Genomic DNA, 21,496 nt, shown 5'->3' with positions numbered 1-21,496 from the left:
AGCAGTGCAGGATATCCCTATAGATACAGCGGATTTCGCCTAAAACCCGCTATTTTACCCACGTTATAATGAATATGAAACGGAAGAAACTTGACGATCCCCTGCAATCAAGGCGTGTCGGAGGGGGAAACCCGGCGAACTCCAAGAAGCCGGGCAAAGGAGCAGAAGCGATGATAACTTATGGTGAAGTAACGAAGGAATACATTTTTGAAGAAGAGCGGCCATTCCGCAGCTGTCACGCTTCCACGCTCGTCGTGCTGCCGGACGAGACAGTTATTGCGGCTTGGTTTGGCGGATCCCGAGAAGGTGCGGGGGATGTCGCGATCTGGGCGTCCCGGAGAGTAAACGGCATCTGGACGGAGCCGCTGAAGCTGGCGGACCGGGAGGGCATGCCGCATTGGAATCCCGTCCTGTATCGCAGAGAAGATGGAATTCTCTTGTTATATTTTAAAATCGGTGAACGCATTTCCGCATGGACGACGATGGTGATGTCCTCCTCGGATGGCGGCCATTCCTGGACGAACCCGAAACAGCTTGTTGAAGGGGATGTCGGGGGAAGAGGCCCGGTGAAAAACAAACCGGTCGTCCTGTCGGACGGCACCATTGCAGCGCCGGCGTCTTTGGAGCCAGGTTGGGACGCCTTCGTGGACCTGTCCAAGGACGGGGGAGAAACGTGGACCCGCAGCGAAACGGTTCCGCTGGATCACAGCGTCCTGCTCGGGAAAGGGATCATTCAGCCCGCCTTGTGGGAATCGGCTCCCGGCAGCGTCCATATGCTGACCAGAAGCACGGAAGCAGCCGTTTACCGGAGCGACTCTGAAGACGGCGGAAATACGTGGTGTCCGGCCTATGCGACGGATATTCCCAATAATAACAGCGGGATCGATCTCGTCAAGACCGATGGCGGCTTGCTGGCTCTCGTTTACAATCCCGTACGTCCGGAGGAGGGCAGCACCAAAGGTCCGCGTACTCCGCTTGTCCTGCGGCTGTCCAAAGACAACGGACTGACATGGCATCATGAGCTGCTGCTCGATCAGGGCGAGAAGCAATATTCTTACCCGGCTGTAGTGGCTATGGGGAATGTCCTGTATGTGACTTATACATGGAAAAGGGAGCGGATCGCTTTCTACCGGATAGAGCTGCTCAATAAGAAGGGGGAACTGTCTTGAACCGATTGTCCGCATCCGGGCCAAGCCCGCAGACACATCAGCCGCTGGAAACGCCTTCATTCCCGGAGAAGCCATATTCTATCGTCGATTTCGGTGCGATCGGCGACGGTTTAACGATGAATACCGAAGCGGTTAACCGGGCGATCGAAGCCTGCTCCTCTGAGGGAGGAGGAACGGTCCATATTCCTCCAGGCATCTGGCTTACCGGACCGATTCAGCTGCAGAGCGGCGTCAATTTGCATGCGCAGCAGGGGGCCCTTGTGCTGTTCAGCCGGAATTTCGACGATTATCCGCTCATTCATACTAGCTACGAAGGCATTCGAACGGTACGCTGTATGCCGAACATCTACGGGAAAGACCTGACCGATGTCGCCATTACAGGCAAAGGGGTGTTCGACGGCTCCGGCGATGCCTGGCGGCCGGTCAAACGAATGAAGATGACGGAACACCAGTGGAAGGCGTTAACGTCTTCCAGCGGAGTGACGGATCCGTCCGGCCGGATGTGGTGGCCGTCAGAGAGGGCTATACAGGGGGCAGGGGCGGTCAAACGTTTGCTTGCCGAAGGGGTGCTGCAGCTGGAAGCCTTCGAGGAGGCGCGCGACTTTTTGCGGCCGACACTGCTGCAGCTGGACCGGTGCAGGCGCGTGCTGCTGGATGGGCCGATCTTTCAAAACTCGCCCAGCTGGTGCCTTCATCCATGGCTATGCGAGCATGTGACCATCCGGAACATAACAGTGAAGAATCCATGGTTCTCGCAAAACGGCGACGGGCTCGATCTGGATTCCTGCCGCTATGTGGAAGTATCGGATTCGCAGTTCGATGTGGGGGACGACGCCATCTGCATCAAATCGGGCAAGGATGCGGACGGACGACAGCTTGGCGTGCCGTGCGAGGATATCAGCATCCGTGATTGCGTCGTTTATCACGGTCACGGCGGCTTCGTTATCGGCAGTGAAATGTCCGGCGACGTGCGGAATGTAAGCATATCGGACTGTTTGTTCATCGGAACCGATACGGGTCTTCGCTTCAAGAGCGCGAGAGGGCGCGGGGGCGTTGTGGAGAAAATCCGGATCCGCAACATCCGGATGACCGGCATTCCGAAGGATGCGATTACGTTCAGCATGTTCTACAGCCACGAAGGTCCCGATCACCCGGCCTTTAAGACGGTATCGGAGAAGACGCCCGTTTTCCGCGATTTTCTGATCGAGCATATTCAATGCACAAGCGCCCATCAAGCGATTGAAATGAAAGGGCTTCCGGAGATGCCGGTCGAGAACATCCGCTTCGGGCATGTCAACATCAAGGCAAAGAAAGGCATCTCGCTGGAAAACGTGCGGGACGTTTGCTTCACTGACGTCTCCATCACCCCGGCGCAAGGACCGCTTTTCTCCCTGCAGGCATGCTCAGGAATCCGGATCGAACGGACGAAACGTCCAGATACCGGTCAATTGTATATGGAGGCCGGCGGAGCGGGCACTTCCGATATTGTGATCCGCGGCAGCGCGGGGGAAGTGTACGAAGTGAAATGCGCGCCGGAAACGGACATCTCGCAAGTTCGAATACTTACGGAAGAGGTCCTTGGAAGCAATGACGCTTAACATTAGCCGCTTGCTGACGGAATATGCGGATGCACCGCTTGGACTCGATAACCGGCGTCCCCGGCTTAGCTGGAGGCTCGAAGCGGAGGAACGCGAGCAGCTGCAAACCGCCTACCGGTTACTTGTCGCTACGTGCCCGAACAAGCTGGAACGCGATGAGGGGGACATGTGGGACAGCGGTCGAATCGAGTCGGACCAATCCATCCACGTTCAATATGCGGGAAGCCCTCTTGAATCCGGCGCGCATTATTATTGGAAAGTGCGCGTATGGGATAAGCGGGATGTCCCCTCCGAATGGAGCCGGATGTCCTCGTGGTCCATGGGACCGCTGAACCAAGCCGATTGGCAGGCGAAATGGATCGGCATGGATGTGCCGCATTCCGATGACTACCGTTCTGTCGCCTATTTGCGTAAAGCGTTGGTTATCCGCAAGCCGGTCAAGCGCGCCATCGTTCATGCAACGGCTCTTGGCATATACAGACTGTTTATCGGCGGCCGCCGTGTCAGCGATCATGAATTCGCTCCGGGCTGGACCGATTATAAGAAGCGGATCCAGTATCAAACCTATGAAGTAACAAGCCATTTCGGCTCCGGCGCACAAAAGGCGAAGGTACGGAAATTTACGAGCCTTGCTTTACTAGTGTCCTATATGGGTTATCTGGAAGGCATCAGCGAGCGGGATATGATCCCGGAATCGCGGACAGGCAACTATGGCGACTGGCTGTCGATCCATGCCGATACGTCTAAGGAGTTGATTTCGAACGCTTTCTACGCACACAGCACCGGTTTGATGGCCCGGATTGCAAGCGTCCTTGGACGGGAGGAAGATGCCAGCAAATTCCGGGAACAGGCGCAAAGAATTAAAGAAGCCTTCGCCGTCAAGTTCGCAGACCCAGGCGGAAGGCTGAAGGGCGGAACGCAAACGGCCTATGCCTTGACACTGTCCATGGGGCTGCTGCCCGAACCTGCGGCCAGGCTCGCTGCGTGCCGTCTTGTCGAAGAGGTGAAGGCTTCGGACAATCACGTGACGGCCGGTTTTCTCGGTATCCCGCATTTACTTCCTGCATTGTCCGATTACGGTTATATAGACACGGCCTACGATTTGCTCATGCAGGAATCGTTTCCGTCCTGGTTTCATCAGATCAAGAGCGGGGCGACCACGATGTGGGAGCGTTGGGACGGTTGGTCGAAGGAGCGGGGCTTTCATCCGGTAGAGCGGATGAATTCGTTCAATCATTATGCGTTCGGCGCAGTCGGCGAGTGGCTGTACCGCTATATGGCGGGCATTGATACCGACTTGCTGCAGCCTGGCTTCAAGCATATCCGGATTGCCCCGAGACCCGGAGGCGGCTTGACCCGCGTGTATGCCGAATACGAGTCCATGTACGGAACGATCGTGTCCGCATGGGAAATTCAAGACGGCCGTTTCCGGCTGCAGGTCCGCATTCCGATTAATACGACCGCTGCCGTTCAGCTCCCGGGGGCTGAGACTAAGGTAGAAATAGGCTCTGGAACATATGCATTCGAGATTCGTTTATAAATGGAATATTCGCCGAATATCGGCGTTGATGAGATAAAGGAGCGTGGGATATAGTGGAACGTTTTAATGGAAGGATTGCAGCATCTGAGAATGATCCGGAGGTAACGGAGGGATATATCCCGATTAAATATGAACCGGACAGCCATTCAGCCAATTTGCTTGCACTGGACAATGGAGATTTGCTGTGCGTCTGGTTTTCCGGGAGCGGCGAGGGTAACCCGGATACGAATGTCATCATGTCGAGACTGCCGGCAGGATCGGACATATGGTCCGAGCCTGTTCTGCTGGCTAATGACCTGGAGCGCTCCGAGCAAAATCCCGTCCTGTTTCAGGAGCCCGGCAGCGGAAAAGTATGGCTGCTTCACACGTCCAATGAGCCGCATGATCAGAAAACGTCCCGTGTCGTCCGCCGCATCTCGGGGGATCGGGGACATACATGGGGGACTCCGGAAGTGCTGTTTGAAGGCCCAGGTATTTTTCTTCGGCATCCAATCGTCGTTTCGCAAAACGGAGATTGGCTGCTGCCTGCTTACTACTGCAAGCCCGGCGGGCATTACAGCGTCGTCCAGATCAGTACGGACCAAGGGCGCACCTGGGAACAGCATGAAGTCCCGGAAAGTTTGCACCGCGTTCAAATGAATATCGTCAAGCGGAGCGACGGAACGCTCCTGGCCATGTACCGCAGCCGCCAAGCCGACCGCATCTATACGAGCGTATCTGCGGATAACGGCCGGAGCTGGACGGTTCCCGAGAAGAGCGTGCTGCCGAACAATAATTCCTCCATGCAGGTGACGGAACTCGGGAACGGCCGGCTTGCGCTAATTTTCAATAACGCTTCAATTGAAAGGGACCAGTTCCGATGGGTGAAGAAGGGGGACAATTTCCGCCGCAAAACGCTCCGGACGCCGCTTACGCTGGCTATTTCGGAGGATGACGGGAAGACGTGGCCGATTATTCGCAACGTCCAAACCGCGGATTTGGAGTATAAGGAACGTGAGGTCGGCTACTCCTACCCGTCGATTATTGCAACCGGCGACGGGAAGCTTCATATCGCGTTCTCCTATTTGCGCAAAGCGATCAAATACGTCCGCGTCGATGCGGAATGGGCGGAGAAACACAGCTTCGCCGGCCTGTAATAGGCCTCGGGGGATTCAAACCATTCGTAACGCGGAGGGTAAATGATGAACGGTGAACGCCAGGTTACATTAACATGCTGCGTCGACGGCTTGACAGACTCGTATTTCTTGAACATGATCCAAAAACCGGTGGAAGCCAGATTTCCTCATATTCGACTGGAACCTCTTAACGAGGCCATTTATTTTAGTTTTCTGATCGATAAATGGAAAGAAACCGGCAATTGTGTGCGGGAACTGCATGGATAATCCGGCATTCCAATGGGATATCGTCACCTATCCGGTTTTTCGCGCGTTTCCGATGTTGAAGCCAAAGGCGCCTGACAGCTCGTTTCTTGCGATAAGCCTGTTAAGCAAACAGAAGGAAGAGCCTTTCCAGGTCATCTCGTATCTGATTTCCGATGAACACCAATTGGAAATCAGCAAGCATGGGAGCCGGTCGCCGCTGAAACGGGGACATCCACCAGGCATTCGGTAACGGATCGTCCCATTATAACGGGAAAAACGTGAAGGCATTGTTTCATAATGATCAAGACGCGCCCGTTTCCCAGGTAAGCAAAATATGAGTTTGAACTGTCGGATCGCAAAGCAGGCGATTTTAAACATCGTTCTTGAAAACCGGGCTGCGGATACCGCACTTCGGGAGCTTGAAGCTTCTATTAATAACGCCGTAGCGGAATTGAAATCGAAATTAATCCCTGCAAGCAGCAAAGGGTCTGTCCCAAGAGCCAATAGGCTTTTGGACAGACCCTTTGTTTTTTAGCATCAGATACCTGTTACACCCCAGCCTATACTGGAATTCGTACAGTTAAAAGACTTCCATCCGATTAAGACTGTTTCTATACTGCATTCCATACAGCTATATCGCCCCAAATGAGCCTTTTGGAGCCCAATTTGGCATTTATAACTGGAAATTTCCAGTATAGCGCTCATTCGTACATCTAAAGCCCGAAATAGCTGTAACAATCCAGTATAGATGCCCATGCGTCATGAGGTTGACTGCCGACACCTATCGGCCTGCCACGCGCCGGGAGCTGCGCACAATGCAGAATTAAACCGCGAATGCTAAGCACGCTGCAAGTTGTTCACACAAGTGCAATACGGGTTTGCCCCAACTTCGTTAAGATTTGGGACAGCCGCTTTGTGCATGCTCCGGCGAGTTTACACCGGATACGCCGAAGATTCGGCCGACTGATGATATTTGCGGTATTGCTGCGGGGTCATGCCGGTTTTTTTCAGAAACAGGGCATAGAAGAACTTCATATCTTTGTAGCCGATCCGGTTGGCGATGTAATTGACGCATTGGTCAGATGTTTTCAGCAGACCGCAGCATTTTTCAATCCGTATTTTTTGCAAGTATTGGGTAAATGTCAAGCCGGTCAACCTTTTGAAGGAGCGATGAAAATGGCTTTCACTCATAAACGCTTGGGCTGCGAGCTGCTTCAATGTAATGTTCTCCGCATAATGCTCCTGAATAAAGCGCACGGCGTCGCCGAGCATATCGGATTGCCTGCCTCTTCTGCCGTTCGCGTCGGCCGATTCCGCCTCGTTCCCGAGACGGTTTATTATCATGAGCAGCTGAATGAGGATCGCCAGTAGAATCGTTTCATAGCCTTCATCTTTTTGACGGAATTCTTTATGCATCGTTGTGATTAAGGGCTGCAGCCGTTCATGTCTGTCGAAGACGTGGAGATAGGGAATTCCCGGGTTCAATTGGTTGTGCATGACGCGATCGATGTCTGAACCGCCGAAGAACAGATGCTTCCATTTCTCGAACGTTGCGTAACGGAACAGACAGTTGTAGACGATGAGCTTAGCACTCTGGTTCGGCGATGACGGCCTGAAGACATGAGAGGTTCCGACGGGAATAATAAACAGATTTCCGCTTTTAACCGGGATGATTCGATTAGCGATGTAATGGTAGCCGTTTCCTTCCGCCACATAGCTCACTTCGATAAAATCATGCATATGCTCGCAGATTGTGAACGCTTCCGTAACGCGGTTTACATAAATGTCTTCTTTTCCCTTGAAAAACCGATCCCCCTTATAATGCCGGGTTCGTGCGATCATAACCCTCACCCTCTTCCAATCGATAGCCGAGTGGAGCCGGCGTTTTTTAATTGTAGGACGCATTCATAGGGAATTCAAGTCTTGAAATCGGTAAACGGAGCCGAAATCGGAGGTTTGAGGCGCATTTCACCTATAGATTCAACCAAGAACGCCTATAGAATGCAAATATCCGCAACGTATAATGATTGTTATTAAGCTTGTTTACATTAATTGAAGAAATTCCATAAGACAAGGAGGACACCAATGGCGGTCCACATGATCCAAAGCCTGAATGGGAGTAAAATTGCCGAATGCATCGAAACGCCGGCGGGCATTCAGCTTATTCTGCGGGGGGCAGGAGAAGCTTCGCCGTACTATGCAGGAACGCTCGATCGGATGCTGATCTGTTCGCTCGGAAAGCCGTGGAACGATGAACCGGTCCGGCTGCTGAATCCCCGGGTCGATTCCGATTCCTCGGCGATTCGGCTGAGCGGCTTTATATTACAGTTCGCCGTCACGATCGAGCTGACTTTCGATAAGCATCATATGCTGAATGTAAATGCGGACTGGACCAATAGCAGCGGGAAACCGCTCTCCGATGCCGCTGTCGGTCTCGTATTCCCGCTCGAGGCCAGGGAAGGGGAGAAAATTACGATCCCCCATATGATCTATAACAACAATCCGTCCTCGGATCCCGAGAGGGTCGTTCCGAAGCTTGGCGACAACGAGGGGTTCGTCTGTGAAGAGCATCGGCTGCCGATACCGTGCGTCAACGCGGAATGGACGGATGGCGATGATGCGGGTTTCATTTCGTTATTTTCCATTCCGTCCTTCACCGAAACGGAGGACGGTGCTGTTCAGTACGGGGCGCTTGGCGTGCTCCGGCAAGGCGGCCGGTCCTCATTAGCCGCCACGAGCGGAACCGTGCTGTTTAATGGACAGAAGGACATCTATTATGTAGGCAAAAGCAAAATCGCGCCTTATTCCGGGGGGTATTTGAACGTCAATGCGGGCAGAACGCTCTCCAAACGTTACGCACTCGATTGGGGAAAGCTGCCCAGATCCGGATGGGGGTTCCGCGAGGTCGTCCGAAAGGGCTGGCAGCTGTTTGAGCCAAAAGGGGCGAAGCCTTGGACGATGGACGAAATCATCCGGCTGAAAACGAATGCGATGGACGACCGCTGGCGCAGTTCGGGCGGCGCAGCCGGGTATGTCAAATTTAACGATTCGAATGATTTCGGCAAATTGAACCGTCTTCCGTTCCATTTTCTGTACGGCTGGACGGGGCAGTGTTTGAAGCTGGCCTGGTGCGATGCGCGGATCGGGTTTCATCTGCAGGACGAGGAACGCATTTCCCGGTGCGAACAGGCCGCCTCCTTTTATTTGCATGGAAGCGCTACCGGCGTTCCGGGACTGCGCAGCTGTTCTTATGAACTGGAAAGCCGTACTTGGGGATATTTTACGATGAAAGGAAAGCCGGTCGTCTCCAGCCGCGCATATGGAGAGACGATTTCGGATCTGGCTGATATTGTCGAGCTGTTTCGGGAGCAGGGCCGGGAGGTTCCAGTGCAATGGCTGAATGCGCTTCGCGAAGCCGCCGATTTCTTCATGGGCGCAACACTTCCATCCGGCATTTATCCGATGGGCTGGCTGAAGGACGGAGCGCCGAACGACGAGATGGTGACCGGTGCCGGCATTCCATGTGTCATCGCGGCGGCCAAGGCGTACAAGGTGACCGGAGACCGGAAGTATCTGAAGCATGCCGAGGCGGTTATGGAGCGTTATTACGATCTGCATGCCCGGACGTTCGAACGCCCTTTCGCGCGTTCGACGCTGGATGCCAGATGCGAGGACAAAGAAGCCGGCATGTATTATTTTTTGGCTGCTTATGAACTGTTCGTTCTGACCGGAGACAGCAGGTACGAGGAATGGGCGGAGGTTGCGGCGGATTGGCTGCTTACGTATGTGTTCGTATGGAATCCCGAATACGACAGGGATGCTCCGCTCCGCCGCCGTCATTTCAATGCCGTCGGCTGGCCGGGCGTCAGCGTCCAAAATCATCATTTGGACGTTTTCTTTCCATGCTATGAATTTTGGCGGTTCGGTCAAATGACCGGGAAAACGGAATATGCATCGATCGCTAAGCTCATGGCCGAGGCCATGGGACAAGGAATATGCGCAGGTCCCGGGGAATGGGGATTTACCGTCGTCGGGGAACAAGGAGAAGGATTTTACCAAACGCATTATCACGAGCGCGGGAACAGCAATGTATGGAACCCTTCCTGGGTAATCGCGCTCGTCCTGTCTAACGCGCTGCGTTTGCAAGGCGAGAAGGAATATCGATGACACGGGTGGAGACCGCTTTGGCAATACGGGATACGGGGACTTCGTGCGTACCGAATGAATGGAAAGGAAAGGAGCTGGAGCTTGTGAAGGCTGTACCGATAAAACCGGCTTATGAAATACCATGGACGCTGGAAACGAGATACTGTCACGACGGCATGCCGCTGTCGAACGGCGTGTTTGGCGCTTTGGTCTGGTTTCAAGAGCAAACGGTGATGCTCACGATCAACAGAGCGGATTACTGGGATCACCGGGGAGGTACCGAGTGGCTTGAAAACTGTACCTATGAACATCTGAAGTCGCTGCTGCAAAGCGGTGATTTCGAAGGTGCCCGCCGGCTCTATCCGACGATGACGATGAACGGCAAAGAAAAACGGCCGACCCGGCTTGCGATGGGCCGCTTCGATGTCAAGCTGAAGCCGGGCGTCACGATCGAAGGCGCTTCGCTCCGTCTTGACGAGGGGGAGGCCGTCATTTGCTGCCGCATGGACGGACAGGAGCGGCTGATCCGAGTCAGCGTGGCGATCGAGCATCCGATGCTGCTGCTTTCCGCCGATGCGGAGCTGATTGAAGGCATGGAGGCGAAGCCTGCCTACTCTTTCGAGAAGGTGAAGGCCTACTTTGACGATTTCGGCATTTCAGCTCCAAGGGCAGTTCAGCTGCCAGGCAGGAAAGGCTGGGTGCAGGAGCTGCCGGAGGATCCGGCGTGCGCAGTGCTGCCTGCGCTGTCGGAGAGAGGAATCGCCATTGCGGCGGAATACGGCGACACGGCGGAGCACGCGGTTCAGGCGGCGCTTGAACGGCTGAACGAGGCAGAGCTGCTCGGATACGAAGGGGCGCTGCATGAAACGAAGAACCGCTGGCGCGCCTTATGGGAGCAGGCGGCGGACATTTCGCTTCCGGACCGCGAGATCGAGAACATGTACTATTTGGGCATCTACCGGATGCTGGGCAACTCGATGCCGGGTAAAATCGCTCCAACGCTCCAAGGCCCATGGGCTGAGGAGTACCGCAATCCTCCCTGGAGCTGCGATTACCATTTTAACATTAATGTCCAGGAATGCTTGTGGCCCGCATACGGCGCCAATTTGCTGGACAGCCTGAAGCCGCTCTTTACGATGATCGACGGCTGGAAACCGATTCTTGCGCGCAATGCGAAACGATTCGTCGGCATCGACGACGGTTATATGCTCGGACATTCCGTCGATGACCGCGGACGCCCTGTCGGGGGCATGTGGACGGGTACGATCGACCAGGCGAACACCTCATGGGTCGCCCAGATGATGTGGCAGTACGCCCGTTACGCCGGCGATACGGAATACCTCGTGGGCGAAGTATATCCGTTTATGCGGAAAGCGCTTAATGTCTTTTATGCGATGATGGATAAAGAAGAGAATGAATACGCGCTTCCGGTGTCGGTTTCTCCGGAATACGGCGGCTCGTCTCCAGATGGGCTCGGCAGGAATTCAACCTTTTTCCTTGTCAACGTTCATTTTCTGTGCGAGAAGCTGCTTGAGCTTGAAGGGAAATACCGTCTGGACTCGGACTTCGCGGCGGTCGTCGCAGACGTTCAAGCCAAGCTGCCCCCCTATACGGCCGGACCGAGACAATACCAGGAGTTCGGCACAAAGCCGGGCCTCGAGCTGTATTTGTGGGAAGGGCAGCCGCTGTCCGACTCACACCGGCATCATTCGCACCTTGCCGGCATTTACCCGTTCGATACGATGGATATGTCGGATCCGGAGCAGCGCGAAATGGTATCGAATTCCTACAAGTCTTGGGTCGACAAAGGGATGGGACGCTGGGCCGGCTGGTCGATGCCTTGGGCCTCGATCCTGCATAACCGGATGGGCCGGGCGGATATGGCGCTGCTGTCGCTCCGCCTGCTGAAGGATGTATACATGATGCCGAGCTATGCGACGAGGCATAACGCTAACTATGGCGGTTTCTGCCAATTTACAGGCGGTGACACGATGCAGGTGGAAGCTTCGATCGCCGCTGCCGCTGGCGTGCTTGAAATGTACGTGCAGTGCGTCCGGGGCTCGATTCGTGTATTCACGGGTCTCGCGGCTCGCTTCAAGGATGCTTCGTTCTCGGGCATCCGCGCGGAAGGCGCGTTCCTGCTGTCGGGACTTAAGCGGGACGGCAAAGTCCGCTTAGTTACGGTATTCAGTGAACGGGACGAGACGCTGCGGATTGGGAATCCGTTCGAAGGGAAGGCGCGCATCCACCGGGGCGACAGCATGATGGAGACGTCGGAGAGGTTGATCTCGCTTGAGCTTCGCGCCGGGGAAAGCGTCGTCTTCGAGAATGCCGATCGAACATGAAGGAGGATATCGAATATGGAGCAGGAACAGCCGCAGTCAAGCCAAATCGGCCATCGGCCGGAGCTCGGCATCCAGGGACCCGTACTGGCTTGTCAGGACCCGTGGGCGGGGGAAGCCTCCGACCGGATTATGCGTACGGGAACCGGTAGAATTTACTTGTCGCAGGATCCTGCGCCTTCGGCAGAGCAGTTTGTGGAAGCGCTTCAGAGCTTGGATGCGGACTTCTATGTACACCACATGCTGCCGGGACTTGAGGGCCAATCGGAAATGATCCGCGATATGGTTCTGCATGGGATAGACGTCTGCCTCGGCAATGAATACGGCAATATCAACGGACCCTGGGTGGAAGGCACGAACCGCTGGGATGTGCCGGACGAAGCGATTTTGGAAGCAGCCCGGAGCGGCCGCCTCATCGGCTTGTTGTATGACGAACCGGAGCATTTGCAAATCAATGCGGGCCAATATCGGAAGGACGGGTGGTTCCCGCATTGGGGAGCGACCGACGGGTTCGGACTTGAACCTGCGTATGCCGGCATGGTGAATGCGGTCCGCGGCCGTGTCGAGCATGTAAGGCATTTATTGGCCGGCCATGGGCTGGACGCGGCAGCGGCTCCGCTCGTTTCGGAGCATGTGTTTCCGGTGATGTTTCACGCGAAGGCGCGCGCCGGCATGGCTGTTTGCCCGAAAATCATGAAGGAATCGTTTCAGGCGCTGCAGCTCGGGACCGCGCTTGGCGCCGCTAAGCAATACGGGAGGCCGATGTGGATTTGCGCCGATTTGTGGGGACCGGACATCGGACATTGGTTTACCCGGATCTCGGGCTTTCCCGGCCATTCGCCGGAGGAGTTTGAATCGGCGCTGCGGATGGGGTACTTGATGGGTCCGACGCATCTGTTTGCGGAAAATATCGACGTATTGCTCCATCACCGGGAGAACCGGCTTGTGCGGACGGAATTCGGAGAGGCGTGGCATCGGTTCGTGAATGATTACGTGCCCCGCCATCCGCTTGTCTGGCGGCATGATCAGGCCAGTGCGGATATCGCCGTCATCCATTCGGAAGACAGCAACTACGGACAGAATGCAAGGTTGTACGGAAACCGGGAATTGCAGGTGCCGGAGTCTTCGAAAAGCATCTTCCCGGTTTGGCATCTGCTCAGCCATGGGAAAATTCCGTCACACGGCAGCTGCATGCATATTCCCGGTTACGATTTTCCAAGGCATGTGCTTAGGAAGCGGGTGCCGCCGGAAGGATATCCGCTGCTGTCGGGCTGTGCGGATCTGCCGCAAACGGCGGTTCACACATTATTTGAACCGGTGAACAACGCGCTCGCATTTGATGAGCATGTTCGTGACGATCAGCTTGGAAGCCCGAAGCTGATCATCGCCGCCGGCTCCAGACTCTCGGCCGGGACGCTCTCCGCGGTCAGGCGCCGGTCGGAGGACGGCGCGGTCGTCATTGTGGCTGAATGGCTCGTACCGGCGGGCTGGAAAGAAAGCCGGCGCTTCGGAAACGGCGGAGCGTGGATCGTCACTGGCGACTTTCTTAGCGACGACGCGCGCGAAGCCGCCGCCCCTTTTCTCGGGTCCGGCGACTGCTGGCGCCAGCGGTTCGGCAATACCGAGATCCGTTTCTACAAAGCGGATCCGGCCGGCCGTACGCTTCATGCGGAAATACACAGCTCAAACTAGCATCCGACTCGTTTCTTACTCTTTATTCGGAGGAATTCAAATGACAACGATACGAATAACTGCATGCAAAACCGAATACGCCGTTAACCCGGTCGGCATCGATTCGATGCATCCCCGCCTGTTCTGGCGGCTCGAGTCGGACGAGCGTGACGTACGGCAAACGGCATACCAAATTGTCGTCGCTTCGTCCCTTGAGAAGATGAACCAGGACGAAGCCGATATGTGGGACAGCGGTAAAACGGCTTCCGGCCAGTCGATCCAAATCGCATACGCCGGTGCGCCGCTTCGATCGGAAGGTGAATATTTCTGGAAGGTTCGCGTCTGGGATGGCCGGGATCAAGTGTCGCAGTGGAGTGAGACCGCATATTGGACGATGGGGATTTTGTCGCGCGGAGAGTGGAAGGGGAAATGGATCGGCAGAAGGTCGAGCCCGGGACTTGCGATGCAGCCTTCTCCTTATATGCGCAAATCGTTCGCCGTCAAAACGAACGTCCGGCGCGCTGTCGTATACGCCACCGCGCTTGGACTGTTTAAGCTGAGTGTGAACGGGGAAGCGGTCGGCCATCTGTTCGCTCCGGGTTGGACGGACTATGACAAGCGCGTTCAAGTGCACGCTTATGACATCACGGACAAAATGAAGCAGGGAGAGAATTCGTTCGGCGTTATTCTCGGTGACGGCTGGTATGCGGGGACGGTCGGATTTATCAGCAAGCACGTATATGGAGAGCGTCCGTTCTTCCTCATGCAGGCAAGCATCGAGTATGAGGACGGCAGCTCGGAGCTCGTCGTTTCGGACGGTTCGTGGCGAGCGGCCGAAGGGCCGATCCGTTATTCGGACATGATTAAGGGCGAAACGTACGATGCGCGGCTTGAGCTGACGGGCTGGGACCGTCCGGGCTACGACGCTTCCGGCTGGGAGTCGCCGGACGTCCGGTCCGGCTATAACGGCCTGCTCGTTGCAGCGGTGGAGCCGCAGATCTGCATCACCGAGACGCTGAAGCCGGTTGATATCAGAAAAACCGCGGCCGGGACATACATTTTCGATATGGGACAGAACATGGTCGGCTGGACCGAAGTAACCGTCAAGGGCGAGCCGGGAACGCAGATCACGCTTAGTCATGCGGAAATGCTGAGTCCGGACGGCACGCTGTATGTGGACAATTTGCGGGAAGCGGTGCAGCAGGATCATTACGTGCTGAAGGGCGCGGGCGATGAGCGGTACGAGCCTCATTTTACGTTCCACGGCTTTCGTTACGTTGAGCTGATTGGGTACCCTGGTGAGCCTGAACTGACGACGATTGCCGGAAAAGTGATTCATTCCGATACGCCGGTGACGGGAAGCCTCGAAACGTCCGACCCGATGGTCAACAGACTGTATGCCAATATTACATGGGGACAACGGGGAAATTTCCTGTCCGTCCCCACCGATTGCCCGCAGCGCGACGAACGGCTCGGCTGGACCGGGGACGCGCAAATCTTTGCCCGTACAGCTTCCTACAATATGGACGTATCGCGATTTTTCACGAAGTATATGTGGGACATCATCGATTGCCAGCAGCCTTCCGGCGCATTTACGGACGTAGCGCCGGATGCCGGCTGGATCCGCCACAAAATGTGGAACACGAATTTGAACTGGTTTGCGCCGGATAATGCCGGTTGGGGAGATGCCGGCGTCATTATCCCGTGGACGCTGTATCTGATGTACGGGGATAAGCAGATTCTTGAAACCCACTATGACGCCATGGTTCGGTGGGTGAACTACTTGACGGATAACAGCGAAGGGCTGATTCGTCCGAATTACGCCAACTACGGCGATTGGCTGTCGATCGGGGCGGATACCCCGAGCGAGGTGCTGGCAACGGCTTACTTTGCTTACAGCGCGAAGGTGCTGGCGCAAATTGCCGGGGCGATCGGTAAGACCGCGGATATGAACCGTTACGAAGCGCTGTTTGACGATATAGCCGGAGCGTTCCGCTCCGAATTTGTCGGAAGCGACGGCCGTATTCATGGCGATACGCAAACCGTGTACGTGCTGGCGCTCCAGTTCGGGCTGCTGACGGACGAACTGAAGAAAGCGGCGATCCGCCGGCTGACAGGCAATATCCGGGAGCGCGGAGACCGCTTGTCCACAGGCTTCCTCGGCGTAGGCTACCTGCTGCCGGCTTTGACCGACAGCGGCGAGCTCGATGCCGCGTATACGCTGCTTACCCAGGAAGCATTCCCGTCCTGGATGTATTCGATCAAGCACGGCGCGACGACGATCTGGGAGCGGTGGGACGGCTGGACGCAGGAGAAGGGCTTCCAGACGCCATCGATGAACTCATTCAATCACTACTCGCTCGGCTCGGTCGGGGAGTGGATGTTCCGCTACATGGCCGGCATTGAGGCTGACCCGGCGGAACCGGGCTTCGGGCATGCGGTCATCCGGCCGAGGCCGGGTGGAAGCCTGAGCCGCGTGAGAGCCGCCTATGAATCGCTTTACGGCGTCATTTCTGTGGAATGGAACCTGTCCGAGCAGGGAGAGCTGCGGCTTGAAATCGAGGTTCCTGCGAATACGGCCGCAACCGTTCACGTTCCGGGCCGGAACGTCCTTGCGGACGTTAATCCAGGCGGGAATGCCGGAGCAGGCTGCACCCTACTGCAGGAGAGTGCAGAAGGCTGTGTATTCCGGGCCGGCTCCGGAAAATATGCATTCACGAGCACATGGATGCCGGTACAAACGGCTAATGCCTAAAGTTGTGATGTTGACGAATATGGTCATGGGGAAGCCGGGCAAATGATCGCGTCGATCGATTCGGCGAGAGAATGAACCGGCAGGTAAAGGTCATCAAACATACCGTTTGGAGGTTGAGTATGCAAAACGTTTATCTGGGGGTACAAGAGAACGCTTCGCCGAGACTAATGCACGGTTTGAAGCTGTTAACGGAAGGACTGCAAGAAAGCGGCTATTCGCCAGAACCGGCTGGTGCGGCTTGGACGGCATACACGTACCGGGAGCAGCAGGGGATAAAAATTTATGTAGGCAACCGGGAAGAGTCCGCGTTCATCCGCACGCTGGAGGAACAGGAAGTATTGATTTATCATTCGAAGGCGCCGGGCAAAGAAGGATTTTATTTGGCGACGCTTCCGGGCAACCTCATTGTCGTATCGGGCAGCGGCGACACCGGAGCTTTATACGGCGCCCAAGAGCTGGCTCGGCAAATTCGCAAGACAGGACGCGTTCCGGAGCTGGCCGCGCAAGGCGAGACACCCGAATTCACGCTGCGCGGACCGGTGCTCGGCCTGCAGAAGACGCAAATCGAGCCGCCTCGCAGAACCTATGAATACCCGATAACGCCGGAGAGGTTTCCGTGGTTTTATGACAAAGACATGTGGCTGGACTATTTGGATATGCTGTGCGGGCAGCGGAGCAATGTCGTGTACATTTGGTCGGGTCACCCGTTCGCCTCGCTGGTGAAGCTGAAGGATTATCCGGAGGCGCTGGAGGTTACCGAAGAGGAGTATCGGCTGAACGTCGAAACGTTCCACTGGCTGACGGCGGAGGCCGACAAACGCGGCATTTGGGTCGTGCTGAACTTTTACAATATTCATATCCCGCTGCCGTTTGCGCAAAAGCACGGACTCGAGCTTCACCAGCCGAAGCCGCTGCCGATCACTGCGGATTATACGCGGAAGTCGATCGCTGAATTTGTCCGTTCGTACCCGAACGTCGGCATTATGCTTTGCCTTGGGGAAGCGCTTCACGGCAGCGTTTACGGATCGGAATGGTTTACGGAAACGATCATTGCGGGCGTGAAGGATGGGCTCAAGGATCTGAACGTCAAAGAAAATCCGCCGATCATTCTTCGGGCGCACGCGGTCAAGGCCGAGCCGATTGTCGAGAAGGCGCTGCCGCTTTATTCGAATCTGTACACCGAAGCGAAATACAACGGGGAATCGCTCACGACATGGACGCCGAGAGGCGGCTGGGTGCAGACGCACAACAATTTGAGCGCCATGCAGTCGGTCCATATCGTCAACGTTCACATATTGGCTAACCTCGAGCCGTTCCGTTACGGAGCGCCATCCTTTATTCAGAAGAGCATGCAGGCATCCAAACACAGGCAAAAGGCGAACGGTCTGCACGTATACCCGCTGTTCTATTGGGACTGGCCGTATAGTGCCGATAAGGTAACGCCTAGACTGAAGCAGATGGACCGGGATTGGATTTGGTACGCCGCTTGGGCGAGGTATGCCTGGAATCCGGACCGCGATGCGGAAACCGAGCGGTATTATTGGACGGATGAGCTGGCCGGCCGGTTCGGCTCGCAGGAAGCGGGGGCAGCGCTGCTCGAAGCGTACGATTCTTTCGGCGAATGCGCGCCTCGGATTTTGCGGCGGTTCGGCATCACGGAAGGCAACCGCCAGACGATGTCGCTCGGCATGACGATGAGCCAGCTAACCAATCCGGACAAGTACTCGCCTTACAGGGCGCTGTGGGAAGATCACGCACCGCAGGGCGAACGGCTGGAAGAATACGCACTAAGGGAAACGAAGGGTGAGCCGCACATCGGGGAAACGCCGCTTGACGTTGTCGAAGCGGCCGAGAGGTTTGCGGATATCGCTTGGAAAGCGATCGGGCAAGCCCGGCCTTATGTAACCCGGAACGAAGAGGAATTCGAGCGCATCGCGTCGGACATCGAGGCGATCCGTTATATGGTTTACTCTTACGGAGCAAAGGTCAGAGCCGCTATCCGGGTTCTTCTGTATAAGAACGTCGTCAAAGGCAGCTATCTGGATCGCGTGGACATATTGGAAGAGGCCGTGCCGTATTTGAAGGAAAGCCTGGAATGGTACAGGAAGCTGACCGACTTGACCGAGAGGACGTACATGTACGCGAACAGCATGTTGACGCCGCACCGCAAAGTCCCGATTCCGGATGGGCTGAAGTATAAGCACTGGACCGACTGTCTCCCGGTCTACGAGACGGAATTCCGCAATTTTGCCGCCCGTATTGAAGATTTAAAGGCAGGTAAGCTTCCGCTCAAGGTGCAGGGCGAGGAGAACAATGAGCCTTACCGGCAGTCCCCCTTTAAGCTTCTGTCGCCGGATGCACAGACGTATACGGTCTGCAAAAACAGCTGCCTGTTTACCGACGGGGAAGTGTTTGCGCAAAGCTATGCGGAGGAGCTTGAAGGGTTGACCGGCATCCGGTTCAGCCGAGAGGAAGCAGCCAATAATGGCGCTGCTGTTGAATTTGAAATATCCGAACCGGCCCGCGTGCTAGTCGGTTATTTCAACTCTGCAGAGCCTGGGTGGCTTCAGGTGCCGATTTTGGACGAAAATACGCATGCCGACGACCGCGGCGGTCTTTCCCCGATACTGCGCAAAGGCGTAAAGCCTTCCTTTTACCCTAGTGTCAACGTACATGCTTTCCTGTATGAAGCCGGACGGCACACGCTTAATCTGGGCAAAGGCGCTTTTACGATTCTCGGGCTAATCCCGGCGGATCAGAACATTGAGGAGCGGGACGTATCGCCGCTTAGCGAAAGCGCCCGATCGCTCGATTGGCTGTACAGCTGAACCTACTACTGTATTGGAGATGAGCGGATATGACACATACAAAATACCGGCTGGGCGTAATCGGACTTGGAGAAGGGCGAAGCATCATTTCGGCAGCGATTCAAAGCGACCGCTTTGAGCTCGCCAACGTTTGCGATATTAGTGAAGAAGCCTGTAAAACCCGCGCTGCCGAATTCGGATTGACCCGGTATACGCTTAACTATGAGGATATGCTGAAGGATCCGGAAATCGATATCATTGCGATTTACACGCCCGACCAGCTGCATGGCCTCCACATCAAGCAGGCTCTCGACGCGGGCAAGCATGTAATTGTGACGAAGCCGATGCTGACTTCGCTGGATGAGGCGCATGAGCTGCTTAAGGCCGCCGAAGCATCGGGGAAACATCTGTTCGTCGGTCAGAGCAGCAGGTTCTTCGAACCGATGATCCATCAGCGTAACGATTTCCTTGCAGGCCGTCACGGTGAAATCGATACGGTCGAAACGTATTATATTTCGGATTCACGCTGGTTTCTAAAGAAGGGCTGGAGTCGGCAAAACGGATTCAGCTGGATGTATAATTTCATGATCCATGCGGTAGACCTGGCGGCATGGTATCTGCCTGACATTGAGGAAGTATTCGGCTACGGCCACTCCAGCTCGACCAACAAAGAATACGGCCTGACAGCGCCAGACACGATGAGATTCCTCATGAAGGATGCCGCGGGACGCATCGCCCAGGTAAGCGGTTCTTATACAAAGCCGGCGCTTCGCAGCGTCGACCCGGGAATTAGCTGTACGCTGCGGGGAACGAAGGGGAGCAGCCGGGCCGTCTATTCCAAGCTGCTTTATCATACTCATTTTGCGCCTGAGCAGGCGGTAACGCATTCATTCGAAGACAAGCATCCGTACTATTTCCGCTTCGAAGGCGAAAGCCACCATGCGGGCGAGTATCAGAATTATATTGAATATTTTGCCGAGTGTCTGGATAAGGGAGAGGCGCCGAAGCCCGGCCTGTATGAAGGTATCCGCACGCTGGCCATTATGGCGGCGATGGAACGGAGCATGGAAACCGGAGCCCCGGTGAAAGTGAAAGACATCTTGAACCATTATTCGTTATAAAGGAATGTTAAGAAATGGGAAAGTAAGCGAAGCAGGAAGAATGATTCTGTAGAAGCGACAGCATTCTCCTTTGGGGGAACAAACAGCAGCGATCGGAAGAACATTCCCCTGTACAGCGGCGGCATTCCCATTCTTTCGTTCTAGTTTGAAAGCGGTTTAGTCGGGGCCCTTGAAAAAGGAGAGTCGATCTGGATGCGGAGCTGGCCGGGCTTGACGAAGAGGGTGAAGAATCAATCGGTGTTCGTTAAATTCGCGCTTTCTTATTTACTGATCTTGTTTATCCCCATCGCGATCGGGGCGGATCACTATTACGAGACACAGCGGTTATTAGTCGAAGACGCCGCGGACCTTAACCTCGAGGTATTAAGAATGAGCCAGGATTCCGTGGACCGGCTTCTCCTGGAAACAGACGATCTCGTATCGGCCCTGTCCGTCGACATTCGGCTCTTTCTCCAGCTTGCTGCTGAAAATCGAACTGAACAGCGCGAAATCCGGACCTTTGAACATAACGGGCTTCTTCCCGCTTGCCGGATCTTCAACGAAATAAGACGAATAATTCCAGTCGGCCTTCGCGTCCTGCTTCTCCAGATTAATGATTTGGCTGACCCATTGGAAGTCGATTACGTCTTTGCCGTTTTGACGGTTTTGGTTGAATTGGTCCTCGGTCGCCGTCGCGAAATCTTTCTGAATCAGGCCCGCCTTGTAGAGCTTCGCCAAATAAGCAAGCAGCGCGCGCTGCTTATCGGTTGCCGGGGCAAAAACGAGGTCGATAAATACGATAACGGACCCTTCGGCTTTCCCTTTGAAGCCGATCGGCAGCGGGCTGACGTAGGCAATCAGCTGTTCGGACGAGTCGCCACCGAAGGTAACGTTATCCAGATTGTAAAATTGCTTAACGTCATTCGATCTGGCTGACAACTATATTCGGATCGAAGGCAAGCCCTTTCAGTACTGGATGAAAGAAGCGGCCAAGCGCAGCGATGAAG

General features: G+C 55.3%; 14 protein-coding genes. 12 read left to right on the top strand and 2 right to left on the bottom strand.

The features are described from left to right. Positions 1–74 precede the first annotated feature (74 nt). The 6 genes from ACFPYJ_RS31780 to ACFPYJ_RS31755 are packed head-to-tail and all read left to right on the top strand — an operon-like array spanning position 75 to position 5,918. On the top strand, positions 75–1,169 hold the full coding sequence (locus ACFPYJ_RS31780) for a sialidase family protein (RefSeq protein ID WP_379192370.1): 1,095 nt from the start codon (positions 75–77) through the stop codon (positions 1,167–1,169). Next, on the top strand, positions 1,166–2,767 hold the full coding sequence (locus tag ACFPYJ_RS31775) for a glycoside hydrolase family 28 protein (RefSeq protein WP_379192367.1): 1,602 nt from the start codon (positions 1,166–1,168) through the stop codon (positions 2,765–2,767). The genes ACFPYJ_RS31780 and ACFPYJ_RS31775 overlap by 4 nt, the downstream gene beginning before the upstream one ends. Next, positions 2,757–4,307 carry an alpha-L-rhamnosidase-related protein gene (locus tag ACFPYJ_RS31770; RefSeq protein WP_379192365.1) on the top strand — a complete coding sequence of 517 codons (1,551 nt, stop codon included), beginning with the start codon at positions 2,757–2,759 and terminating at the stop codon, positions 4,305–4,307. The genes ACFPYJ_RS31775 and ACFPYJ_RS31770 overlap by 11 nt, the downstream gene beginning before the upstream one ends. Positions 4,308–4,360: 53 nt before the next feature. Next, complete coding sequence (locus tag ACFPYJ_RS31765; RefSeq protein ID WP_379192363.1) at positions 4,361–5,443, top strand: sialidase family protein; 1,083 nt, start codon at positions 4,361–4,363, stop codon at positions 5,441–5,443. 45 nt (positions 5,444–5,488) lie between these two features. Next, positions 5,489–5,689: a hypothetical protein gene (locus ACFPYJ_RS31760; RefSeq protein WP_379192361.1), complete on the top strand. Its 201-nt coding sequence runs from the start codon at positions 5,489–5,491 to the stop codon at positions 5,687–5,689. Further along, positions 5,682–5,918: a hypothetical protein gene (locus ACFPYJ_RS31755; RefSeq protein WP_379192359.1), complete on the top strand. Its 237-nt coding sequence runs from the start codon at positions 5,682–5,684 to the stop codon at positions 5,916–5,918. The genes ACFPYJ_RS31760 and ACFPYJ_RS31755 overlap by 8 nt, the downstream gene beginning before the upstream one ends. 683 nt (positions 5,919–6,601) lie before the next feature. Here the strand turns inward: ACFPYJ_RS31755 and ACFPYJ_RS31750 are convergent. Then, positions 6,602–7,510, bottom strand: a complete 909-nt coding sequence (locus ACFPYJ_RS31750) for a helix-turn-helix domain-containing protein (protein ID WP_379192357.1) — start codon at positions 7,508–7,510, stop codon at positions 6,602–6,604. A gap of 243 nt (positions 7,511–7,753) precedes the next feature. On the opposite strand from ACFPYJ_RS31750, the gene ACFPYJ_RS31745 reads away from it, so the two are divergent. The 6 genes from ACFPYJ_RS31745 to ACFPYJ_RS31720 all read left to right on the top strand — a co-directional run bounded on the left by ACFPYJ_RS31745 (position 7,754) and on the right by ACFPYJ_RS31720 (position 20,510). Next, on the top strand, positions 7,754–9,835 hold the full coding sequence (locus ACFPYJ_RS31745; RefSeq protein WP_379192355.1) for a YyaL domain-containing protein: 2,082 nt from the start codon (positions 7,754–7,756) through the stop codon (positions 9,833–9,835). Next, a complete protein-coding gene (locus ACFPYJ_RS31740; RefSeq protein ID WP_379192353.1) occupies positions 9,832–12,159 on the top strand; it encodes a glycosyl hydrolase family 95 catalytic domain-containing protein in 2,328 nt (775 codons plus the stop codon). The genes ACFPYJ_RS31745 and ACFPYJ_RS31740 overlap by 4 nt, the downstream gene beginning before the upstream one ends. A 15-nt stretch (positions 12,160–12,174) precedes the next feature. Next, positions 12,175–13,848 carry a hypothetical protein gene (locus ACFPYJ_RS31735; protein WP_379192351.1) on the top strand — a complete coding sequence of 558 codons (1,674 nt, stop codon included), beginning with the start codon at positions 12,175–12,177 and terminating at the stop codon, positions 13,846–13,848. 40 nt (positions 13,849–13,888) lie between these two features. Then, the gene (locus ACFPYJ_RS31730; protein ID WP_379192349.1) at positions 13,889–16,582 is read left to right on the top strand and encodes a family 78 glycoside hydrolase catalytic domain; all 2,694 of its coding nucleotides are present in this window, start codon (positions 13,889–13,891) and stop codon (positions 16,580–16,582) included. Between the two features lie 119 nt (positions 16,583–16,701). After that, positions 16,702–19,410, top strand: coding sequence for a beta-N-acetylhexosaminidase family protein (locus tag ACFPYJ_RS31725; protein WP_379192347.1), 2,709 nt, complete (start codon positions 16,702–16,704; stop codon positions 19,408–19,410). A 29-nt stretch (positions 19,411–19,439) separates the two neighbouring features. Next, positions 19,440–20,510, top strand: coding sequence for a Gfo/Idh/MocA family protein (locus tag ACFPYJ_RS31720; RefSeq protein ID WP_379192345.1), 1,071 nt, complete (start codon positions 19,440–19,442; stop codon positions 20,508–20,510). A 363-nt stretch (positions 20,511–20,873) separates the two neighbouring features. On the opposite strand, the gene ACFPYJ_RS31715 is transcribed toward ACFPYJ_RS31720, so the two are convergent. Continuing rightward, positions 20,874–21,428 carry a hypothetical protein gene (locus tag ACFPYJ_RS31715; protein WP_379192343.1) on the bottom strand — a complete coding sequence of 185 codons (555 nt, stop codon included), beginning with the start codon at positions 21,426–21,428 and terminating at the stop codon, positions 20,874–20,876. Positions 21,429–21,496: the final 68 nt, after the last annotated feature.

Origin of the sequence: Paenibacillus solisilvae, from assembly GCF_042656405.1 — a bacterium.
GTDB classification, from domain to species: Bacteria; Bacillota; Bacilli; order Paenibacillales; family Paenibacillaceae; genus Paenibacillus_Z; species Paenibacillus_Z solisilvae.
Note: the sequence above shows the minus strand (reverse complement) of the source record. Positions and strands in the feature narration are given on the sequence as shown.